Source organism: Anaerolineales bacterium (assembly GCA_030583885.1).
Lineage (GTDB): Bacteria > Chloroflexota > Anaerolineae > Anaerolineales > Villigracilaceae > Villigracilis.
The window spans coordinates 779005-796783 of record CP129480.1 but is presented as its reverse complement, the minus strand read 5'-3'; the positions used below and the strand labels follow the sequence as shown (position 1 = coordinate 796783).

General features: G+C 51.4%; 29 protein-coding genes. 14 read left to right on the top strand and 15 right to left on the bottom strand.

The window, feature by feature from the left end:
• Positions 1-40: 40 nt before the first annotated feature.
• From proC to QY332_04065, 5 genes are all read left to right on the top strand, one after another.
• Complete coding sequence (proC, locus tag QY332_04085) at positions 41-883, top strand: pyrroline-5-carboxylate reductase (GenBank protein WKZ37104.1); 843 nt, start codon at positions 41-43, stop codon at positions 881-883.
• A gap of 38 nt (positions 884-921) precedes the next feature.
• Positions 922-1656 (top strand): hypothetical protein, encoded by a 735-nt coding sequence (locus QY332_04080; GenBank protein WKZ37103.1) that lies wholly within the window; start codon positions 922-924, stop codon positions 1654-1656.
• A gap of 91 nt (positions 1657-1747) precedes the next feature.
• Positions 1748-3766 carry an ABC-F family ATP-binding cassette domain-containing protein gene (locus QY332_04075; GenBank protein WKZ37102.1) on the top strand — a complete coding sequence of 673 codons (2019 nt, stop codon included), beginning with the start codon at positions 1748-1750 and terminating at the stop codon, positions 3764-3766.
• Positions 3763-4251, top strand: coding sequence for a hypothetical protein (locus QY332_04070; GenBank protein ID WKZ37101.1), 489 nt, complete (start codon positions 3763-3765; stop codon positions 4249-4251). Before QY332_04075 ends, QY332_04070 begins: the two co-directional genes overlap by 4 nt.
• A gap of 90 nt (positions 4252-4341) precedes the next feature.
• Positions 4342-5013 (top strand): cyclase family protein, encoded by a 672-nt coding sequence (locus QY332_04065; GenBank protein WKZ37100.1) that lies wholly within the window; start codon positions 4342-4344, stop codon positions 5011-5013.
• 41 nt (positions 5014-5054) lie between these two features.
• Here the strand turns inward: QY332_04065 and QY332_04060 are convergent, their stop codons facing one another.
• A complete protein-coding gene (locus tag QY332_04060; GenBank protein WKZ37099.1) occupies positions 5055-5462 on the bottom strand; it encodes a DUF4332 domain-containing protein in 408 nt (135 codons plus the stop codon).
• Positions 5463-5594: 132 nt separating this feature from the next.
• Here QY332_04060 and QY332_04055 point away from each other — a divergent pair, with 132 nt between their 5' ends.
• Together QY332_04055 and QY332_04050 are read left to right on the top strand one after the other, a co-directional pair.
• A complete protein-coding gene (locus QY332_04055) occupies positions 5595-6089 on the top strand; it encodes a hypothetical protein (protein WKZ37098.1) in 495 nt (164 codons plus the stop codon).
• 2 nt (positions 6090-6091) lie between these two features.
• Positions 6092-6460 carry a hypothetical protein gene (locus tag QY332_04050; GenBank protein ID WKZ37097.1) on the top strand — a complete coding sequence of 123 codons (369 nt, stop codon included), beginning with the start codon at positions 6092-6094 and terminating at the stop codon, positions 6458-6460.
• On the opposite strand, the gene QY332_04045 is transcribed toward QY332_04050, so the two are convergent.
• Positions 6422-7153 (bottom strand): VIT1/CCC1 transporter family protein, encoded by a 732-nt coding sequence (locus QY332_04045; protein ID WKZ37096.1) that lies wholly within the window; start codon positions 7151-7153, stop codon positions 6422-6424. The genes QY332_04050 and QY332_04045 overlap by 39 nt on opposite strands.
• Before the next feature lie 42 nt (positions 7154-7195).
• On the opposite strand from QY332_04045, the gene QY332_04040 reads away from it, so the two are divergent.
• Positions 7196-8173, top strand: coding sequence for an alkaline phosphatase family protein (locus QY332_04040; GenBank protein ID WKZ37095.1), 978 nt, complete (start codon positions 7196-7198; stop codon positions 8171-8173).
• A gap of 62 nt (positions 8174-8235) precedes the next feature.
• Here the strand turns inward: QY332_04040 and QY332_04035 are convergent, their stop codons facing one another.
• The gene (locus QY332_04035; GenBank protein ID WKZ37094.1) at positions 8236-9189 is read right to left on the bottom strand and encodes a hypothetical protein; all 954 of its coding nucleotides are present in this window, start codon (positions 9187-9189) and stop codon (positions 8236-8238) included.
• A 249-nt stretch (positions 9190-9438) separates the two neighbouring features.
• Between QY332_04035 and QY332_04030 the strand changes: the two genes are divergently transcribed.
• Positions 9439-9585 (top strand): hypothetical protein, encoded by a 147-nt coding sequence (locus QY332_04030; protein WKZ37093.1) that lies wholly within the window; start codon positions 9439-9441, stop codon positions 9583-9585.
• Positions 9586-9616: 31 nt separating this feature from the next.
• Here the strand turns inward: QY332_04030 and QY332_04025 are convergent, their stop codons facing one another.
• Positions 9617-10387: an AMP nucleosidase gene (locus QY332_04025; protein WKZ37092.1), complete on the bottom strand. Its 771-nt coding sequence runs from the start codon at positions 10385-10387 to the stop codon at positions 9617-9619.
• Positions 10388-10581: 194 nt separating this feature from the next.
• Here QY332_04025 and QY332_04020 point away from each other — a divergent pair, with 194 nt between their 5' ends.
• Positions 10582-10911 carry a hypothetical protein gene (locus QY332_04020; GenBank protein ID WKZ37091.1) on the top strand — a complete coding sequence of 110 codons (330 nt, stop codon included), beginning with the start codon at positions 10582-10584 and terminating at the stop codon, positions 10909-10911.
• 187 nt (positions 10912-11098) lie between these two features.
• Positions 11099-11434, top strand: a complete 336-nt coding sequence (locus tag QY332_04015; GenBank protein ID WKZ37090.1) for a hypothetical protein — start codon at positions 11099-11101, stop codon at positions 11432-11434.
• A 212-nt stretch (positions 11435-11646) separates the two neighbouring features.
• Here the strand turns inward: QY332_04015 and QY332_04010 are convergent, their stop codons facing one another.
• From QY332_04010 to QY332_03995, 4 genes are all read right to left on the bottom strand, one after another.
• Positions 11647-11853 (bottom strand): DUF2283 domain-containing protein, encoded by a 207-nt coding sequence (locus tag QY332_04010; GenBank protein ID WKZ37089.1) that lies wholly within the window; start codon positions 11851-11853, stop codon positions 11647-11649.
• Between the two features lie 29 nt (positions 11854-11882).
• The gene (locus QY332_04005; GenBank protein ID WKZ37088.1) at positions 11883-12140 is read right to left on the bottom strand and encodes a BrnA antitoxin family protein; all 258 of its coding nucleotides are present in this window, start codon (positions 12138-12140) and stop codon (positions 11883-11885) included.
• 102 nt (positions 12141-12242) lie between these two features.
• Positions 12243-12404 (bottom strand): BrnT family toxin, encoded by a 162-nt coding sequence (locus QY332_04000; GenBank protein ID WKZ37087.1) that lies wholly within the window; start codon positions 12402-12404, stop codon positions 12243-12245.
• A 162-nt stretch (positions 12405-12566) separates the two neighbouring features.
• Positions 12567-12965, bottom strand: coding sequence for a hypothetical protein (locus QY332_03995; GenBank protein WKZ37086.1), 399 nt, complete (start codon positions 12963-12965; stop codon positions 12567-12569).
• A 40-nt stretch (positions 12966-13005) separates the two neighbouring features.
• Between QY332_03995 and QY332_03990 the strand changes: the two genes are divergently transcribed.
• From QY332_03990 to QY332_03980, 3 genes are all read left to right on the top strand, one after another.
• A complete protein-coding gene (locus QY332_03990) occupies positions 13006-13182 on the top strand; it encodes a hypothetical protein (GenBank protein WKZ37085.1) in 177 nt (58 codons plus the stop codon).
• A 349-nt stretch (positions 13183-13531) separates the two neighbouring features.
• Entirely contained in the window at positions 13532-13846 is a 315-nt protein-coding gene (locus QY332_03985; GenBank protein ID WKZ37084.1) for a transposase, read from the top strand.
• Complete coding sequence (locus tag QY332_03980; GenBank protein WKZ37083.1) at positions 13843-14703, top strand: IS3 family transposase; 861 nt, start codon at positions 13843-13845, stop codon at positions 14701-14703. The genes QY332_03985 and QY332_03980 overlap by 4 nt, the downstream gene beginning before the upstream one ends.
• On the opposite strand, the gene QY332_03975 is transcribed toward QY332_03980, so the two are convergent.
• The 7 genes from QY332_03975 to QY332_03945 all read right to left on the bottom strand — a co-directional run bounded on the left by QY332_03975 (position 14700) and on the right by QY332_03945 (position 17764).
• On the bottom strand, positions 14700-15002 hold the full coding sequence (locus QY332_03975; GenBank protein ID WKZ37082.1) for a DUF559 domain-containing protein: 303 nt from the start codon (positions 15000-15002) through the stop codon (positions 14700-14702). The two genes, QY332_03980 and QY332_03975, sit on opposite strands and share 4 nt — an antisense overlap.
• Before the next feature lie 273 nt (positions 15003-15275).
• Entirely contained in the window at positions 15276-15482 is a 207-nt protein-coding gene (locus QY332_03970) for a DUF2283 domain-containing protein (protein ID WKZ37081.1), read from the bottom strand.
• A 30-nt stretch (positions 15483-15512) separates the two neighbouring features.
• Entirely contained in the window at positions 15513-15866 is a 354-nt protein-coding gene (locus tag QY332_03965) for a DUF5615 family PIN-like protein (protein ID WKZ37080.1), read from the bottom strand.
• Positions 15863-16102, bottom strand: coding sequence for a DUF433 domain-containing protein (locus QY332_03960; protein ID WKZ37079.1), 240 nt, complete (start codon positions 16100-16102; stop codon positions 15863-15865). Before QY332_03960 ends, QY332_03965 begins: the two co-directional genes overlap by 4 nt.
• Positions 16080-16484, bottom strand: coding sequence for a DUF559 domain-containing protein (locus tag QY332_03955; GenBank protein WKZ37078.1), 405 nt, complete (start codon positions 16482-16484; stop codon positions 16080-16082). Before QY332_03955 ends, QY332_03960 begins: the two co-directional genes overlap by 23 nt.
• A 108-nt stretch (positions 16485-16592) precedes the next feature.
• Positions 16593-17453: an IS3 family transposase gene (locus tag QY332_03950; GenBank protein WKZ37077.1), complete on the bottom strand. Its 861-nt coding sequence runs from the start codon at positions 17451-17453 to the stop codon at positions 16593-16595.
• A complete protein-coding gene (locus QY332_03945) occupies positions 17450-17764 on the bottom strand; it encodes a transposase (GenBank protein WKZ37076.1) in 315 nt (104 codons plus the stop codon). Before QY332_03945 ends, QY332_03950 begins: the two co-directional genes overlap by 4 nt.
• Positions 17765-17779 lie beyond the last annotated feature (15 nt).

Genomic DNA, 17779 nt, shown 5'->3' with positions numbered 1-17779 from the left:
AACGTCCGCTCTTTTATTATTTGCTGATTTGGAGAGAACCATGCTTAAGAAAAAAATCGCCTTTATCGGTCCCGGCGTGATGGCGGAAGCCATGATCGCAGGTTTGTTACGCAAAAAACTTGCGGATGCAAAGAACATCATCGCCTCCGGTCCGCGCGGGGAGCGGGGCGAAGAGTTGCGCAAGAAATACGGCATCAAAGCGACAACGGACAACTCCGTCGCCATCCACGAAGTAGACGTGGTGGTTCTCTCCGTCAAACCGCAGCGGTTGACCGAAGTGATGAAGGGACTGAAAGGCATCCGCTCGGATGCGCTGGTCTTGTCCATCATTGCGGGTGCGACGATCAAGAAGATCGGCACGGGACTGAAACACAAAGCCATCGTCCGCTCGATGCCGAATACTCCGGGACAGATCGGCGAGGGAATCACAGTCTGGACTGCTTCAAAAGAAGTGACCGACGAACAGCAGGAAATGACCCGCGCCATCCTCGGCGCGCTGGGCGAGGAAGTGTTTGTAGAGGACGAGAACTATCTCGACATGGCAACCGCGCTCTCCGGGACGGGACCCGCTTATGTCTTCCTCTTCACCGAGGCATTGATCGACGCCGGCGTCCACATGGGCTTTCCGCGCCGCATTGCAGAACAGCTTGTCTTGCAGACCATCAAAGGCTCCGCATCGTTCTACGAAAGCGCGGCGAGACATCCCGCCACCTTGCGAAATCAGGTCACTTCACCGGGCGGCACATCCGCGGAGGCGTTGTATTATTTGGAGAAGGCTGGCTTCCGCACCGCCATCTCACGCGCGGTCTGGGCGGCGTATCAACGCTCGCTGGAGTTGGGAAAGGAGAAGCCCGGTCATATTGAAACGGATGGGGAGAAGTAAGTTCGCAACAAAACATCATCCATCCCTGTATTCTCTACATGAAAATTTTTCGTATTGCCAATCTGATCCATATCCTTGCGATCTGGACGGTGCTCTCACAGCTTTTCCTTTTGCTGATCTTCACCCTTTTTCTTGGACCGAACTCGCGGGCTGTGATGCTCATGGCTACGGGGTTGATGGTGCTGTGGATCATGGCAGGCGGAACATTGATGTGGATGTTTCGGGAACCCATCCGTGAATGGGTATTAAAGGCCGGGTTGAACTGGGTAGTTAAATTCGTGCTGTTCTGCATCCTTCTGGCATTGTTTGAAGAAGCCATCGCAGTTTTTATGACCAACCTTGCGCCGCTGTTTGGGGTTCCGGTTGGCGCGGCGTATATTACTGCGTCCACCAATTATTTTGATGTGGTTATATTTCACAGTGTGATGGTCTTTATTCCCATGTTTATTGTCTGGGCTTTTCTACTCTCCCGCTGGAGTTTTTCTCACACGTCTGTATTTCTGCTCTTTGGCCTGACGGGCTTTCTTTCAGAGGCGATCTTCGCCGGCACATTTGACCTGGCGCGCGCGCCCTTCTGGATCTTCATTTATGGTTTGATGATCTGGCTGCCTGCTTATAGTTTGCCTGTTCGCAAGCGGGCAAAGCCTCCGCGGTGGTGGGTGTATCCACTTGCGTTGTTTGCCCCGTTCTTTCTTGCAGTCCCGCTGGCGATTTTGGTCAGTTCCTTGCACCCGGTCAGTATTCACTTCCCACCGATCCTGCCAAATTCTTGAGCGTATTCGATATCTGGTCCAAATAAAGACGCGGATGGTGTAAAATCCATCCGCGATTTTTTTCCAATAACCATTCTTCATCCACCACCTCATGTCCCTCATCTCCGTCTCCTCCCTCACCAAATCATTCGGCGCGTTCGATCTCTTCGCCAACCTCTCGTTCACCATCAACAAAGGCGCACGCATCGGTCTGGTCGGTCCGAACGGCGTCGGCAAAACGACCCTGCTCCGCATCATTGCAGGCGATGATGAAGCCTCGTCGGGGTCGGTATCCCGCGCCCGCGGAGTCCGAAGTGGATATCTGTCGCAGGAGGCTGATTTCAAAATGGAGGGTACGCTTTGGGATGCGTGTCACTCCGTCTTCGATGATCTGGTCAAACAGCAGGAGGAATTGCACCGGCTTGAGAATCTCATGGCGACCGACCCCGATGTGATCGAACGCTACGGCAAGTTGCAGGAGGACTTCGAGCGGCGCGGCGGATACACCTTTGAGACGCGCATCAAGCAGGTGCTGACGGGCCTGGGATTCGACACAGAGGATTATGGACTCGCCTTGAACCACCTCTCCGGCGGACAGCGTACCCGCGCCTTTCTGGCACGCCTCCTGCTCTCGGACCCGGACCTGCTCCTACTCGATGAACCGACCAACCACCTCGACATTCGCGCCGTCGAATGGCTCGAAGGGTATTTGAGTCAATGGGACGGCGCGGCGATCATCGTTTCGCACGACCGCTATTTTCTCGATAAAGCCAGCAATGTAATTTTGGAAATGCTGCCCGGCGCGTTCGAGTTATATAACGGCAATTACACCGCTTATTTGAAACAGCGCGAGGAACGCATTGCCCGCCGGCAGGAAGTCTTCGACAGTGAGAAGGAAAAACTCCTGAAGGAAGTGGAATACATCAAGAAAAATATCGCGGGACAAAACACATTGCAGGCGAAGGGGAAACTAAAACGGCTGACCCGCATTGTGCAGGCGATCGAGCAGGTCGGGCTGGAGGCGGTGTTAAATACAAAATGGATCGAGCTGGGCGTCAGCATGACCACCAGTCCGTTCAGCGTGGAGGAGGCGGAGCGGCGTGTGCGCGGCATGCAATCCCCCGTACGGACACTGCCGAATTTGCATTTGCGCCTTGGCTCCGAAAAACGTTCGGGCGACCTGGTCATCCGTACAAAGGATCTGCAGGTTGGGTATCGCGCCGAGCCCGGCATCCCTGAAAAAATGTTGTTCAACGCGCCGGACATCGAATTGCGCCGACAGGACTGTGCGGCATTGATCGGTCCTAACGGGGCGGGAAAAACCACGTTCCTGAAAACGATCCTTGGTCAGGTCGAACCGCTGGCGGGGGAAGTGACACTTGGGTCAAGCCTGCAGATCGGATATTTCGCGCAGGCGCACGAAGGTCTCGACGCGAACCGAACGGTCCTGCAGGAGATCGAGTCGGTCATGCCGCACTGGCTGCCGGGACAGATCCGCGATTATCTTGGCAAATACCTGTTCAGCGGCGATGACGTCTACAAAAAAGTGGACATGCTCTCCGGCGGCGAGCGCGGGCGTCTGGCGCTGGGGAAACTCGCCCTGCAGGATACCAACCTGCTGTTATTGGACGAGCCGACCAACCATTTGGATATCCCCTCGCAGGAAGTTCTCGAGTCTGTGCTGGAGGATTACCCCGGCACGATCCTGCTCATCACACACGACCGTTATCTTGTGGACGCCATCGCCACGCAGATCTGGGAGATCAACGCGGAAGAGTCCAGCCTGTTTTCATTCAATGGGACCTATTCTCAATTAAGAGCAGAGCGCGAAAAGCAGGAATACGAGGCGTTCATGGCCGCGCAAAAGGCAGGCGGTGATAGTCGGGGGCCGGGAAGCGATGCCCGCAAATCCAAAGGCGCGAGCACGAAAGAGGAAAGAAGAAGGCTTGCGAAATTGCAGGAACTGGAAAACAACATCGCCGAGCTCGAAGCGACCCTCGCGAATTTGGGCGCGCAGTTGGAGAGTCCGCTGGTGAATGCGAAGGAAGTTGCCGTGATCGGAAAGGAATACGAGCGTGTTCAGAAAGAGATGGATGGGAAACTGGCAGAGTGGGAGAACCTGCAGGGATGAAACCAACCAATGACAACAAAGACCCGCAACACCGATCGTCCGGCGGAAAAATCCTTTTTGGTCTTCTTGTCATTACCCTACTGCCTGTCATTCTTGCAGCCGCGCTGTTTTATTTTTCCTGGGGACTTATTCTCTCGATTGCGATCTGGATCGTATGGGGTTTAAGAGGAAACCGTATCCTATTCGTTTACTCCAACAGCCCAATATGGTCTGAGTATATTAAACAAGAAATTCTCCCGCACATTCAGGACAGAGCGGTTATCCTTAACTGGTCTGAAAGAAAAACGTGGAAACCGTCGCTGGCAGTTTGGGCATTCCATTATTTCGGCGGGCGCAGGAATTTCAACCCAATGGCAATCGTATTTCGTCCTTTTCATTTGCATGGAACATTTCGATTTTATGATGCCTTCCAAAACTATAAGCATGGAAGTATTGAAAGCCTTGCAAAAATCAAAGCGGAATTCTTTAGCGTAATCGGAGAATAGGGAGAAAACAAATCATGTCAAAAAGCGTCAAATTCGATTCTGAAATTCATTTCCTCAACGGCGGCGGGATTCAAGGACAGGAGCAATTCTATGACCACCTACATTGACCTCAGCCACATCATCCACGATGGGCTCGTCACCTACAAGGGATTGCCCGCGCCGATCATCTGCGATTATCTCAGCCGTGAAGAGTCGCAGTCACGCTACGCGCCCGGCACTGAATTCCAAATCGGCAAAATTGAAATGGTGACCAATACCGGCACCTACGTGGATTGTCCGTTTCACAGATACGAAGACGGTAGTGACCTGTCCGAAGTGGGTCTGGAAAGCTTCGTTGACCTCGAAGGCATCGTCATCCGCGCGTACCATCACAAGGGACTGGCGATAACAGCAGAAACATTCAAAGGCAGGGACCTGCGCGGACGGGCGGTTCTCGTCCACACCGGCTGGGATGAACATTGGGGGACGGATGCCTATTTCGAGGATCATTCCTTCCTCACGGAGGATGCGGCAATCCATCTGCGCGATTGCGGAGTCAAACTGGTTGGCATCGACTCGCACAACATCGACGACACACGCGGCAATACAAGACCCGTCCATTCGATACTGCTGCGGGCCGAGATTCTGATCGCCGAGCATCTGTGTAATTTGAAAAACGTCCCAGATGAAGGCTTGACATTCACCGCCGTCCCGCCGAAATTCAAAGGCGCAGGCACGTTCCCGGTCCGCGCGTTTGCGAAGATACGATCACAACCACATTAAAACAAAACTTCCGATGTGATCAGCATCGGAAGTTTTTATTTTTAGTATTCAATCGCACGCTTGAGCGATTTCGCGTTCTTGACCCAGGCTTTCACCTGGCTCAAGCCCGGCAGTTGCCTCACGAGCCTTTTCTTCCCTGAATTTGCTTTTGCAAATGCTTCGAGCAGGGCTTCAGGCTTGCGGTTGGCAAGTTCCACCACCGTATCCACGCCGGCGACTTCGAGCAGGTCGGAGTATTGCTCGCCGATACCCTTCACGCGGAAGAGGTCCGCGCGGTTGACCCATTCGAGGATCGTCTTTGTGCTAAAGCCGGTGGCTTCGGCAAGTTCCTTGCGCCCTTTTTTGGTGCCGCCCGCTTTCAAGAGGGCTTCCGTTGTACGAATACCTGCCTTGCGAAGTTTGGTGGCATACGCGCCGCCAATCCCTTCAATATCTGTGATCGTTGCCATTGATTTCTCCTTTTTTATTCTGCTTCTATCTTATATCATTAATGACAGAAAATCAATGTTTTTTACATCCCATTAACATCAACAAAAAACTTACATGCTAAAATAGAAAGACCTATTAATGAGGAGCAAGCAATGGCAAACATCATCTTTAATGGCAGGACCTACAACAGCCTCGACGAGATGCCTGTCAGCGAGCGTCAGGCGTATGAGCAAATGCTGCACATCTTCGTGGATAAGAACGGGAACGGAATTCCTGATTTCATGGAAGGTGACATGGTGCAAAATGTAATGAAAGCCCATTCAACCAACATCAGCATTGGCGGCAACACCATCCATACCGTGAACGACCTTACACCGGAAGCCCGCGAGAGCCTGGAAAATGCGTTCAAGATGCTTTCACAACTCGGGATCCTTCCAAAGGACATCCCTGCAACCACTTATACCCAGTCCGCTTCCCCGACCAGCCGCGAGCCGATGATTACATCCAGGCCCTTTGTTTCACGTGAATATAACCCGATGCTTCAGGAGGACAAAGGCGCGGGTCCGGTCGTATGGATCGGGCTTGGCGCCGCTCTGATCCTGTGTTGTTCGGGGGCTCTGGCGGTTTGGGTCTACCTGCTGATGTGATCATGAAACCCATCTGGCGCATCCTGATCTACACCCTGATCGCAGGCGCGATCTCGGCCCTGACCGCGCCGATTCCCGGCACGTCCCTGCTGCTCACCGCCCTGGAAATTTATATGATCGTACATCTCGCAAAGGTCAACGATTTCAAACTGGGGTTGAAGGAAATCGGCTACTCCACCGTCGCCATCTACGGGCTTTCGACGCTGCTCAAGGATACCGCGCTGGAGATCCTCAACTTCTTCCCGCTCATCGGCTGGGGTGCGGAAGTGCTCGTGGCGATGCTCTTCGTCCTCTTTTTGGGATTACTGGCGAACTTATATTTCAGCAGGCCCTCACGGCAGGGACGGGACCTTAAGAAGCACGCCGACTAGATACCCCGCCATCGCGCTGACGATCCCGATCACCGTCATTTCGATCCCGCTGCGCAGCGGCCTGCCCACCGTCATCCGCGCCTTGTATGCGCCGATGCCGAACAACACCAAAGCCGTAAAAAACACCGACATCCACATGCCCGTGGAAATGGGCAAAAAAACAAAGGGCACGATCGGCACCAGCGAACCGATGATCGCGGAAAGCCCCACCACCCATGCGGCGCGCAACGCCGTCCTGCGGTCTACGGGGGAAAGCTGGTGTTCCTCCGCCATCATCACCGCCACCCATACATCCTTGTTCGCCGTGATGGTCTCCACAATACGCTCGAGCAAATCTCCGTGAAATCCCTTGCTTTCATAAATATCGCGGATCTCTTTTTTCTCAAGGTTCGGCGCCTCCTTGATGTGACGATATTCGCGCTCGCGTTCGCTTTGGTACAAATCCGCATCGGCAAGCGTGGTGGTGTACGCCACCGCGCCCATCGAAATGGACTCGGCAAAGGTTGTCGCCAGTCCCGCCACCAGCACCACGCGAAGATCGTTCGTCGCGGCGGCAATCCCCAGCACCACACCGAGGACATTTACCAGACCGTCCTGCGCACCCAAAATAAAATCCGAAATTCCCGAGCCGCGTTTGTGCGGGTCGGTATGGTTGTGATGAAAAAGTTCATCGTGAAGGGTTGTCGTTTCCATGTTCTCATCATACATTTGACCGATCAAATATATAATGGACAAATGTCACGGACTCGAATTCTTGCCCTTACAGCTTGCATCCTCCTGTTTGCCTGCCAGCCGCCTCCCGCAAGGGAAACCGCGACTCCCATCCCGGCATCAACCACGACGATGCCTCCCGCTGCAACCTCGACTCTTGAACCCGCCTTTACGCCTGCGCCTCCCGCCCGCCGCGTGTTGATCCTGTCCATCGACGGACTCCGCCCCGATGCCATTCCGCTCGCGCCCATGCCCAACCTGACGGCCTTGATGCAAAGCGGAGCATACACACTCTCCGCGCAGACAACCCACCCGAGCGCCACCCTGCCCGCGCATGTTTCCATGCTCAGCGGGCAGTGCCCCGACAAACACGGCGTGGACTGGAACGATTATCTTCCTGAAAACGGGTACGCACAAGTCACCGATCTTTTCGACCTCGCTCATGCGGCAGGCATGCAGACCGTGATGTACGTCGGCAAGGAAAAGTTGCGGCAGGTCACCGGGCCCGAAAGCATGGATATCTTCGAATACATCAATGACCGCGATCTGGTGATTACCGAAAGATTGACCTCAAACTTCCCCGCCGACTTTGGTTTGATGTTCGTGCACTTCCCCACTGCCGATTGGATGGGGCACGTCTACGGCTGGCTTTCAGGCGAGCAATTGAGCGTGCTCTTCCGCGCAGACCAGGCGCTTGGAAACCTGCTGGTGGAACTCGATGCACGCGGCTTGCGTGAAGAAACGCTGATCATCGTCACCTCCGACCACGGCGGACATGACACATCGCACGGTTCGCACCTGCCCGAAGACATGACCATCCCGTGGATTGCCTCAGGTGCAGGCGTCCAGCCGGCTGCGCTGACGTCCGCCGTCACCACCACAGACACGGCTGCGACCGCGGCATACGCTTTGAATTTATCCATCCCTGGGGAGTGGGACGGCGTACCCGTCTATGAGGCGTTTGGTTTGACCATGGAAGACCAAACCACATCCTGCCGCTAAAAGGTTGACATCCCTTAAAATACAAGGGATGTCAACCTTTTGAATTGATTCAGTGATGCTTTCTATGGAAAATAGAAATCCACAGCCAGTGGGGAGTGATCCGACAGGTTCCTGACAACGTTTTTGGGTACAAGAGGTTCCGTGCTCGGGTTGGGCAATTTATACGATTGGAGATCCAGCATTGCCTGTGTAACCCAAACATGGTCCACCTTGCTGACCTCGGAAAAGAATGAAAAACCCGCTTCCACAAGGAGGGGCGGACATTCGATCTGGTTTTGTGAATATCCCATCAACACTCCGGGCGGAGGCATGTTCATATCGCCAAGCAAAATGGCCGGACCATTTGCATAGGATTTAATGGCAGTGGCAATATTTACAACATTTCGACAGCCCACTTCGTCAAAGCTGGGCTGGATATCCACGGCAAACACCTGCACCGATTGACCGCCCGCGGTGATGACTTCGGCGCGAATAAGACAATTGCTGACATTTGAATACGTTTGGGAGCTCTTTATCTCCAATTTTGAAAACAACACCAGATCATAGGGATTGCCATTTTTATCCACCAGGGCCTCATCCGCCTGGCAATAAAGGTATTCCATGCCAAGTTCTTCCGCCACCTGCTCCACGATCTCAAAATCATTGGCCAGCCAGCCGTTCGCCTGCTGGATGGAAAGCACGTCCGCATTGTACGCCTGCAGGATGGATATAAGCTGGGGCAGTTTATCCAATGCGCCGTTCCCGACGGTATAGCCCATAAAGCGGACAGCCCCGGCATGCGTCTGAAGGGCGGAGGCTGTAGCCGTAAGAACGGACGCCCCGGGAGCCGTGGGGGTTACATAGGGGGTATTCGTCGGTATGTTTCTTGTGGGAGTATCCTCGATGATCCGTGCCCCTTCGGGGATCCTGGACGTTCCGCAAGCCTGTACCAGTCCCATGACCGCCACCATGAGGAACAGACCCGCCTTAACCCACACCTTTGTCCTGCCTTTATTTGTTATTTTATTAGCGCTCATACGATATCTCCTCATCTCCTGTTTTTCGCACGTTGTTTGCACCCTTGGAAAATCCTATTATAAAAGATTACCATGATTTGAAAAGTTTTTTTGATGAGAGAATCAGCCGCCTCTTAATTTTTCCTTAATTTCCCAAATCAAGCCAAATAATCATTTTTCGCTTTTTTTGCAGATGTACGCAGGTCAAATTCAATCCAAACCTGCATGGTTCGTTGTGCAACGACGCTCTAAAGAGGCAGGATGAATGCAATGACAAATCCTGAGGGGAAAGCCTCGCGGCAGAGGTTCGTCTCCGCCTATTCCAGACCCGATCTGCACAAGAGCCTCCGGCAGACCGCCAAGACCCTGATCCCCTGCCTGGCGCTGTTCTACATCTCCATGCGCACTGTGGAATAAACTCCCGCACGTGCGGGAGTTTTCTTGCGTTTTAGAACTGCAGGTGCTTGACCGTCTCCCCTTTATTGATCAATTGTTTGAGCGAATCGATGCCGATACGCAGGTGCATATCCAGATATTTCTGCGTGACTTTTTTATCGCTTATTGAGGTTTTGATCCCGCCGGGCGTCATGGGCTGGTCGGAGACCAATAGCAAGGCACCCGTGGGGATCTCGTTATGGAAACCGGTGGTGAAGAGCGTGGCAGTTTCCATGTCGATCGCCATGGCGCGGATCTGGCGCAGGTACGCCTTGAATTTATCGTCGTGCTCCCAGACGCGGCGGTTGGTCGTGTACACCGTACCCGTCCAATAGTCCCGTTGGTGATCGCGGATCGTCGTCGAGATGGCTTTTTGCAGGTTGAAGGCGGGCAGGGCTGGGACTTCGGGAGGGTAGTAGTCGTTGGATGTCCCTTCGCCGCGGATGGCGGCGATCGGCAGGATCAGATCGCCGACCCTGCTCTTTCGCTTGAGTCCGCCGCACTTCCCGAGGAAGAGACAGGCCTTGGGTCTCACAGCACCCAGCAGGTCCATGATGGTGGCGGCGTTTGCGCTTCCCATCCCAAAGTTGATCAGGGTCACCCCCTCGGCAGTGACATTGGGCATGGGCTTCTCCTTCCCGCGGATGGGAACATTGAACCATTGCGAGAACATGGTCAGGTAGTCTTCAAAGTTGACCAGCAGAATGTATTTGCCGAAATCCTTGAGGGGGGTGTCGGTGTAGCGCGGCAGCCAGTTGTTGACGATCTCTTGTTTGGTTTTCATGGGATCTCCTGCGTTTGGGTCTTCTGGGTCAATCTTACTTGAATTTTCCCCACCGCTGCGGATCGCGCACGCCGCGCCAAGCAGCGGCAGTCCCCGTGGGACAAGTTCTTCTCCCGCCTGGCATCTTCAAAGCATGATACAATGACGTAAATTAGACGTCATATAACGTCAACATAACGTCGGGAGAAAATTCCATGATCGAAGCACTTCTTGGTTCAAAAAATGCAGAACGAGTATTGCTTTACATCTTTGCGCGAGATGAAGGGTATGCGCGTGAGATCGCCAGCTTTTACGAAACGGACTTGAAACCCATTCAAATGCAATTGGACAAGTTCGAGAAAAGCGGCATCCTTGTGAGCCGAACTGTCGGGCGAACTCGTCCGTATATGTTCAATCCGCGTTACCCATTTTTGAACGAATTGAAAGCTTTGTTGGAAAAGGCTCTTTCGTTTTACTCAACAAATGAACAGGAAGAATTGACAACGAATCGCCGCCGACCGCGCTCAAAAGGCAGGGATTTATGAAACACATCAAGAACATGAGCCAGGTGGAACTGGCGGCATGCGTTCGAGACTCGTTACGAGCAGAAGGGATTCACGTTGTGCTTTCAGGCGGAAGCGCGGTTGCGTTTTACAGCAGTAACAAGTACGTTTCAAAAGACCTCGACCTGATCAACACAGGTTTTGCACGGCGAAGCAGAAGCAAAGCCGAATGGATAGACACGGCTTCCACGAGCAGGGACGTTACTTCATCCACCCCGAAACAACCTTCTTCATCGAATTCCCTGATGGACCGCTCTCCGTTGGCGAAGAGCCTGTGAAAGAAATCAGCGAATTTGAACTGGCAACAGGGACATTGAAGGTACTCTCCCCAACCGATTGTGTCAAAGACAGGTTATGCGCGTTCTACTTTTGGAACGACTTGCAAGGGTTGGAGCAGGCGATCTTGGTGACAAAAAACCAGCAAGTGGATTTGAAAGAGATCAAGCGTTGGTCAAAAGTAGAGGAAAAAGAAAAAGAATTCAAAGCATTTACAAGCAAGCTTTAATTCCCCCCACCCTTCCTCCCCCAAATCCGACGGTGAAAACTTTGAATCCGCATTCAGACTTTACCTTGTCGTATTTGGGGGAGGTGTCCGATAGGGCGGAGGGGGTCGCGTTCAAGTTTTTCTTTGGTGACTTTTTGACCTGGATTGATGTTTTTGACTGGCATGTGATTCTAAAACAAAACTCCGAGTTTTTCTCGGAGTTCATTTTCATGCTATCCCGCCACAGGCGAGATTTGATATTCTATTTTACTTGGCACATTGACTCGCCGTGAAGCACCCATGATTTCCAGCGAGACAAGATTACCTTTATCGTCGTAATCCAGAATCACGCCTGGCTTATCCTCATCGCTCTCAGCAACAAGAGTGTCTGTGAAAATAATGGCAAGGATATCGGTTTTGCTATCATAATTGACTTTCATGGCTTATCTCCAATACTTTTCGATCTTGCTTATTCTGTCACGCTATGCAATTCCTCGCGCACAACACGCCGCAATAATTCTTCCAGCGGTTGTTGTTGCTGATTCAGATATTCGCGTAAAGCCTGATTGATCAGAGTCTGGTAATTTCCACCGCCCGCCGCTTCCACCTCGCCGCGGAACCAATCCAGAATATCATCATCAATGCGGATGGTGATACGGGTCTTGCCTTTCGGTGCAGGGACAACCGCGCCGCGTTTGCCTTTGCTAAAGTTATATTCTTTCTTCATCTTGATCCTCATACATCTTTCTTTCACGCGCGGTGGCTTTCCGCGCGGAAATGATTCGAATAACAATATCGCGAAACGTGTACACCACAACCAGGATTCGACTCAGAAAATCCCTGCCGTGGTGATAAAACGATCTTCTTTTTCGTGATCGTCTTCGATGGTGATGGCATTTTCATCTTCAAATACACCAACAGCATCGGCGAATTTGACGCGATGTTTCTTGTAGTTTGACTTTGCCTTGCTGGGATCCCATTCGTAGCTCATCGAACCTGATTATATGCACAATTGTACACAGGCGCAAGGCATTTCTCCAGGATCGTAGAGTTTTTATTTCAAGTGTTCCTTTATTTTCCCCACCACCGCGGACATGTCCCTCCTAACCTCATCATTCCCGAAGCGGACAACACCTTTCTTATCTGGTATCTTTTACAAAAACACCGCGCTTGAAACTTTGAATTTCTCCGCAAGGAATCGAATCTGGCGGACATTCAATTCGCGTTTGCCATTCAATATCTCAGAGACCACCCCTTGTGACCCGACCTCTGGCAGATCAGACTGCGTTAAACCATTTTCTTCCATCAGAAAATGCAGTACTTCCGCACCTGTAGCATCAGGAATTGGATAGTGCTCTTCTTCATAGATTTCAATAAGTGTGCCAAGAGTATCCAACAACCCATAAAGCGGATGTTTCTCATTATCCCCGATCTCATCCAGTAATTCATTGAGCCGTTTGACCGCTACGTTGTATTCACGCTCGTTGCGAATGGACAGCAAAGGTGCAATATTTGCCCAGTGGATTTCGAGTTCTTTAGTTGCGAGTGTCATTTTTCCAGTCTCCTCGGTCGTATTCTGCATGAGTGAGAACATGACGGACATACACTTTGCCGCGATTGAAATGAATGGATGTGATCAACCTGTATTTGTTGCCGCCAATATTGAAGATGACCCAATGGTCAAGCTTGTCGGCAGAAGGGAAAACCTGTCTCAATTCGGCAAAGGAGTGAAACTCAGTTTTTTGCACGATCTTGAACCAACGCTGTAACGCCATACGGCTGTCTGGGTGTTTCTCCCAGAATTGGATTAGCGTCTTGCGGGTAATGATGTGCATGGGTTATTTTATATCTCAAATTGAGATATTTGACAAGGGCAGATTATTACTTTTCTACAAACTCTATTATTCTCCGCACCACAGCGGATCGCGAAGCATCCCTCACGACCTCATCATTCCTAAATCTGACCACCCTCAGCCCCAACGCGGACAACGCCTTCTCCTGCCTGGCATCTTGCCCCCACCCAGCCTCCCCCAAATACGACGGTAGTTGATCTTGTCCTAAAAAAGTGGACACAAAAAATGTCTGGATCCAGTAGACTTGGAAAACAGGAGCAGGATCATGGACGAAAAGAAAACAAGGTATCGGAAGTACACCGAAGAGTTCAAATTAGAGGCTCTGGAACTTTTGAAGAGCAGCGGAAAGAGTGCCGGGCAAATTGAACGCGATTTGGGGATCACGCCCGGACTGCTGGTGAAATGGCGCGATCGATACCAAGTGATATCCCAAGGGACAAACCCAATGCACTTGGAAGTTAGTGACTTTGAAGCTGCCAAGCGTGAGATCAAACGCTTGCAACGACGGTTGGCAGAAGTGGAAGAAGAGCGCGAGATCCTAAAAAAAACAATCAACATTTTCTCCCGGGAAAACCAATGAGATACAAATTCATTCGGGAGCATTGCCAGGAGTATAGCGTCAAGCGGATGTGCCAGGTATTGGGTGTGACGCGAAGTGGGTACTATGCCTGGCAGCCAGAAGCAGTCGGTCCGCGAGAGGTGGAGAATCGGATTCTGGTGGAGCAGATCCGGGCAGAATACAAACTGAGTCGCGAGACCTATGGCAGTCCGCGCATCCAGGCGGGTCTACAACGCAGAGGGTTCGCCTGTGGACGACATCGAGTCGCACGTTTGATGCGGAGAGAAGGAATTCGCCCTCAAAAACGAAGGCGCTGGCGTCCCATAACTACGCAGCGCCAGCCAGGTGTGATCCCAGCACCGAATTATCTGAACCAGGATTTTTCTGCCAGCGCGGCAAACCAGAAATGGGTGAGCGATTTCACCTACATTGATACCGCGGAAGGTTGGTTATATTTAGCAGTGGTTCTGGATTTGTTTTCACGAAAAGTAGTAGGCTGGGCGATGGCTGCACAAATGGATGCAACCCTTGTCGAGGCAGCCCTGGACATGGCTTTACAAGGACGACAACCGCAGGCAAGCCTGTTACATCATTCCGATCAAGGCAGTCAATATACCAGTGCCGCTTATCAAAGCAGTTTAGCAGATGCACATATTCAGGCGAGTATGAGCCGAGTTGGAAATTGTTATGACAATGCGGTGGCAGAAAGTTTCTTTGCTACCCTCAAGGTGGAGTGTGTGACCTCTCAATTTGCAACGCAAGCAGTAGCTCGAACAACGATTTTTGAATACATTGAGGTTTGGTACAATCGCCAACGCTTGCACTCTTCACTTGGCTACCTCAGCCCGGTTGAGTTTGAGCAACAATCTGGACTTTAATTGTGTCTATTAAACCGGGGCAAGATCAAGTTCTGTCGTATTTGGGGGAGGTGTCCGAAGGACGGAGGGGGCTGGCTATCCCCATCCACCTCAACAACCAGCGCGGACTTGTGACAGTAAAAGTCAACAATGAATCCCTGAATAACTTGTTGTCTTCTAAAACGAACACCCAACTTATTTGCCCGTAGTTCCTGCCACAGAATTTTCTCAGCAGGCGTCATCTCGCGGCGCAGTTCTTTGGCGCGTTCCAGTTTTTCTTTGGCGACCTTTTGACCAGTGACGATATTCTTGATCGGCATGGCGGGATTCTACGATAAAACCTCTCTCCCGTCTCCCCTGAAGGGGAGAAGCCAATACCGCCCATACATAGCGACTTGCTTTGCAGATGTCCGTGCCAGCGGACAAGATAGGACTCACCCTCATGCCCTTTCCTTTAGGAAAGGGGCAACTCAACATGCCGAACAATTACCACAATCGGGGAAAGGTCCATCCTCTTCCTCTTCCCTCCCCCGTTTGGATTTGATACATAACACAACAAAAAACTCCGAGTTTCCTGGGAGTTCATTTTCAATCTAGCCCGCCAATGGCGAGACTTGGTATTCAATTTTGCTCGGCACATTGACTCGCCGTGACGCATCCAGAATTTCCAGTGAGACAAGATTGCCTTTATCATCATAATCGAGAATCACACCTGGCTTATCTTCATCGCTCTCGGCGACAAGAGTCTCAGTGAAAATAATAGTAAGGATGTCGGTTTTGCTATCGTAATTGACTTTCATGGCTTATCTCCAATACTTCTCGATTTGGACTTATGCATGGACAATTACATGCTCTCGAGTCAATTCGACATACCGATTATCCATCAATGCAGAGATCAACTGATCAAAATTTGCAACCAACAAAGCTTCCAGTTCGACGTTTCTTATATTGCCTGTGGAAATCAGCAATAGTTTCTGCGGACGGTCTTGAAGCCAGAACGCCGTGCTGAAATCCGAATCCTTCGTTGTGATGACACAATTGTTTGTCTCGGAATAGTCTAATAACGCGGCATCTGCGGTTGCATTGCCTTCGGGTAATTCCAGCGTGTGGACAGCGGTATGTCCGCGATCTTGAAAAATGCGGGTGATGCGTCTTGGAAGATTGGCGTCGATCAGAAAATTCATGCGTTGACCAAACTCATCCGCTTGACCTGGCTTAACCGCGCAGCATAGAACAAGACCGCTTGAATATCAGCGGCTTCCAAGTCTTCGTAATCTGCAAGGATTTCTTCATTGGTCATGCCTGAACTGAGCGTTTCAAGGAGCCATTCCACAGAGTAGCGCAATCCGCGGATAGTAGGTTTCCCAAACGCCATGTTGGGGTTGATGGTAATTCGGCTAAGGAGTTCTTGATTTGTCATGAATAAAATCTCCTGCTCCAATGATACACGATTTTATCTTCCCCACCACAGCGGACAACTCCCTCCCAACCTCATCATTCCCAAAGCGGACAATCCTCAACCCCATCTCAGTTAACACCTTTTCCCGCCTCTCATCTTCCTCTTTCTGTAGATCGTGGATATCGCCATCCACCTCCACAACAAGTCCCGCCTGATGACAATAAAAGTCGACAATGAATCCCTGAATGACCTGCTGCCTCCGAAAGCGGACTCCCAACTTGTTGGCGCGGACTTCCTGCCACAGCAGTTTTTCCGCAGGTGTCATCTCACGCCGCAATTCTTTTGCGCGTTCGAGTTTTGCCTTGGTGACTATTTGATCTGTAACAATATTCTTGATAGGCATATTTGGATTCTAATTCAAAACCTCTCCCCAGCCCTCTCCTAAAGGAGAGGGAGTCAGACCATCTCCGCCCAATGCACACCTGATCTTGCCCCGGTTTAATAGACACAATTAAAGTCCAGATTGTTGCTCAAACTCAACCGGGCTGAGGTAGCCAAGTGAAGAGTGCAAGCGTTGGCGATTGTACCAAACCTCAATGTATTCAAAAATCGTTGTTCGAGCTACTGCTTGCGTTGCAAATTGAGAGGTCACACACTCCACCTTGAGGGTAGCAAAGAAACTTTCTGCCACCGCATTGTCATAACAATTTCCAACTCGGCTCATACTCGCCTGAATATGTGCATCTGCTAAACTGCTTTGATAAGCGGCACTGGTATATTGACTGCCTTGATCGGAATGATGTAACAGGCTTGCCTGCGGTTGTCGTCCTTGTAAAGCCATGTCCAGGGCTGCCTCGACAAGGGTTGCATCCATTTGTGCAGCCATCGCCCAGCCTACTACTTTTCGTGAAAACAAATCCAGAACCACTGCTAAATATAACCAACCTTCCGCGGTATCAATGTAGGTGAAATCGCTCACCCATTTCTGGTTTGCCGCGCTGGCAGAAAAATCCTGGTTCAGATAATTCGGTGCTGGGATCACACCTGGCTGGCGCTGCGTAGTTATGGGACGCCAGCGCCTTCGTTTTTGAGGGCGAATTCCTTCTCTCCGCATCAAACGTGCGACTCGATGTCGTCCACAGGCGAACCCTCTGCGTTGTAGACCCGCCTGGATGCGCGGACTGCCATAGGTCTCGCGACTCAGTTTGTATTCTGCCCGGATCTGCTCCACCAGAATCCGATTCTCCACCTCTCGCGGACCGACTGCTTCTGGCTGCCAGGCATAGTACCCACTTCGCGTCACACCCAATACCTGGCACATCCGCTTGACGCTATACTCCTGGCAATGCTCCCGAATGAATTTGTATCTCATTGGTTTTCCCGGGAGAAAATGTTGATTGTTTTTTTTAGGATCTCGCGCTCTTCTTCCACTTCTGCCAACCGTCGTTGCAAGCGTTTGATCTCACGCTTGGCAGCTTCAAAGTCACTAACTTCCAAGTGCATTGGGTTTGTCCCTTGGGATATCACTTGGTATCGATCGCGCCATTTCACCAGCAGTCCGGGCGTGATCCCCAAATCGCGTTCAATTTGCCCGGCACTCTTTCCGCTGCTCTTCAAAAGTTCCAGAGCCTCTAATTTGAACTCTTCGGTGTACTTCCGATACCTTGTTTTCTTTTCGTCCATGATCCTGCTCCTGTT

Excerpts from the sequence above, each read along its gene's own strand:
- QY332_04045 (WKZ37096.1), bottom strand. The coding sequence starts at position 7,153 with ATGGAAACGACAACCCTTCACGATGAACTTTTTCATCACAACCATACC.
- QY332_03945 (WKZ37076.1), bottom strand. The coding sequence starts at position 17,764 with ATGGACGAAAAGAAAACAAGGTATCGGAAGTACACCGAAGAGTTCAAA.
- QY332_04070 (WKZ37101.1), top strand. The coding sequence starts at position 3,763 with ATGAAACCAACCAATGACAACAAAGACCCGCAACACCGATCGTCCGGC.
- QY332_04050 (WKZ37097.1), top strand. The coding sequence starts at position 6,092 with ATGAAACCCATCTGGCGCATCCTGATCTACACCCTGATCGCAGGCGCG.
- QY332_04080 (WKZ37103.1), top strand. The coding sequence starts at position 922 with ATGAAAATTTTTCGTATTGCCAATCTGATCCATATCCTTGCGATCTGG.
- QY332_03975 (WKZ37082.1), bottom strand. The coding sequence starts at position 15,002 with ATGCCGATCAAGAATATCGTCACTGGTCAAAAGGTCGCCAAAGAAAAA.
- QY332_04060 (WKZ37099.1), bottom strand. The coding sequence starts at position 5,462 with ATGGCAACGATCACAGATATTGAAGGGATTGGCGGCGCGTATGCCACC.
- QY332_03980 (WKZ37083.1), top strand. The coding sequence starts at position 13,843 with ATGAGATACAAATTCATTCGGGAGCATTGCCAGGAGTATAGCGTCAAG.
- QY332_03995 (WKZ37086.1), bottom strand. The coding sequence starts at position 12,965 with ATGACACTCGCAACTAAAGAACTCGAAATCCACTGGGCAAATATTGCA.
- QY332_04020 (WKZ37091.1), top strand. The coding sequence starts at position 10,582 with ATGATCGAAGCACTTCTTGGTTCAAAAAATGCAGAACGAGTATTGCTT.
- QY332_04065 (WKZ37100.1), top strand. The coding sequence starts at position 4,342 with ATGACCACCTACATTGACCTCAGCCACATCATCCACGATGGGCTCGTC.
- QY332_03965 (WKZ37080.1), bottom strand. The coding sequence starts at position 15,866 with ATGAATTTTCTGATCGACGCCAATCTTCCAAGACGCATCACCCGCATT.
- QY332_04015 (WKZ37090.1), top strand. The coding sequence starts at position 11,099 with ATGGATAGACACGGCTTCCACGAGCAGGGACGTTACTTCATCCACCCC.
- QY332_03990 (WKZ37085.1), top strand. The coding sequence starts at position 13,006 with ATGACGGACATACACTTTGCCGCGATTGAAATGAATGGATGTGATCAA.
- QY332_04040 (WKZ37095.1), top strand. The coding sequence starts at position 7,196 with ATGTCACGGACTCGAATTCTTGCCCTTACAGCTTGCATCCTCCTGTTT.
- QY332_03985 (WKZ37084.1), top strand. The coding sequence starts at position 13,532 with ATGGACGAAAAGAAAACAAGGTATCGGAAGTACACCGAAGAGTTCAAA.
- QY332_04035 (WKZ37094.1), bottom strand. The coding sequence starts at position 9,189 with ATGAGCGCTAATAAAATAACAAATAAAGGCAGGACAAAGGTGTGGGTT.
- QY332_03970 (WKZ37081.1), bottom strand. The coding sequence starts at position 15,482 with ATGAAAGTCAATTACGATAGCAAAACCGACATCCTTACTATTATTTTC.
- QY332_03960 (WKZ37079.1), bottom strand. The coding sequence starts at position 16,102 with ATGACAAATCAAGAACTCCTTAGCCGAATTACCATCAACCCCAACATG.
- QY332_04000 (WKZ37087.1), bottom strand. The coding sequence starts at position 12,404 with ATGAGCTACGAATGGGATCCCAGCAAGGCAAAGTCAAACTACAAGAAA.
- QY332_04005 (WKZ37088.1), bottom strand. The coding sequence starts at position 12,140 with ATGAAGAAAGAATATAACTTTAGCAAAGGCAAACGCGGCGCGGTTGTC.
- proC (WKZ37104.1), top strand. The coding sequence starts at position 41 with ATGCTTAAGAAAAAAATCGCCTTTATCGGTCCCGGCGTGATGGCGGAA.
- QY332_04030 (WKZ37093.1), top strand. The coding sequence starts at position 9,439 with ATGACAAATCCTGAGGGGAAAGCCTCGCGGCAGAGGTTCGTCTCCGCC.
- QY332_03955 (WKZ37078.1), bottom strand. The coding sequence starts at position 16,484 with ATGCCTATCAAGAATATTGTTACAGATCAAATAGTCACCAAGGCAAAA.
- QY332_03950 (WKZ37077.1), bottom strand. The coding sequence starts at position 17,453 with ATGAGATACAAATTCATTCGGGAGCATTGCCAGGAGTATAGCGTCAAG.
- QY332_04055 (WKZ37098.1), top strand. The coding sequence starts at position 5,595 with ATGGCAAACATCATCTTTAATGGCAGGACCTACAACAGCCTCGACGAG.
- QY332_04025 (WKZ37092.1), bottom strand. The coding sequence starts at position 10,387 with ATGAAAACCAAACAAGAGATCGTCAACAACTGGCTGCCGCGCTACACC.
- QY332_04075 (WKZ37102.1), top strand. The coding sequence starts at position 1,748 with ATGTCCCTCATCTCCGTCTCCTCCCTCACCAAATCATTCGGCGCGTTC.
- QY332_04010 (WKZ37089.1), bottom strand. The coding sequence starts at position 11,853 with ATGAAAGTCAATTATGATAGCAAAACCGATATCCTTGCCATTATTTTC.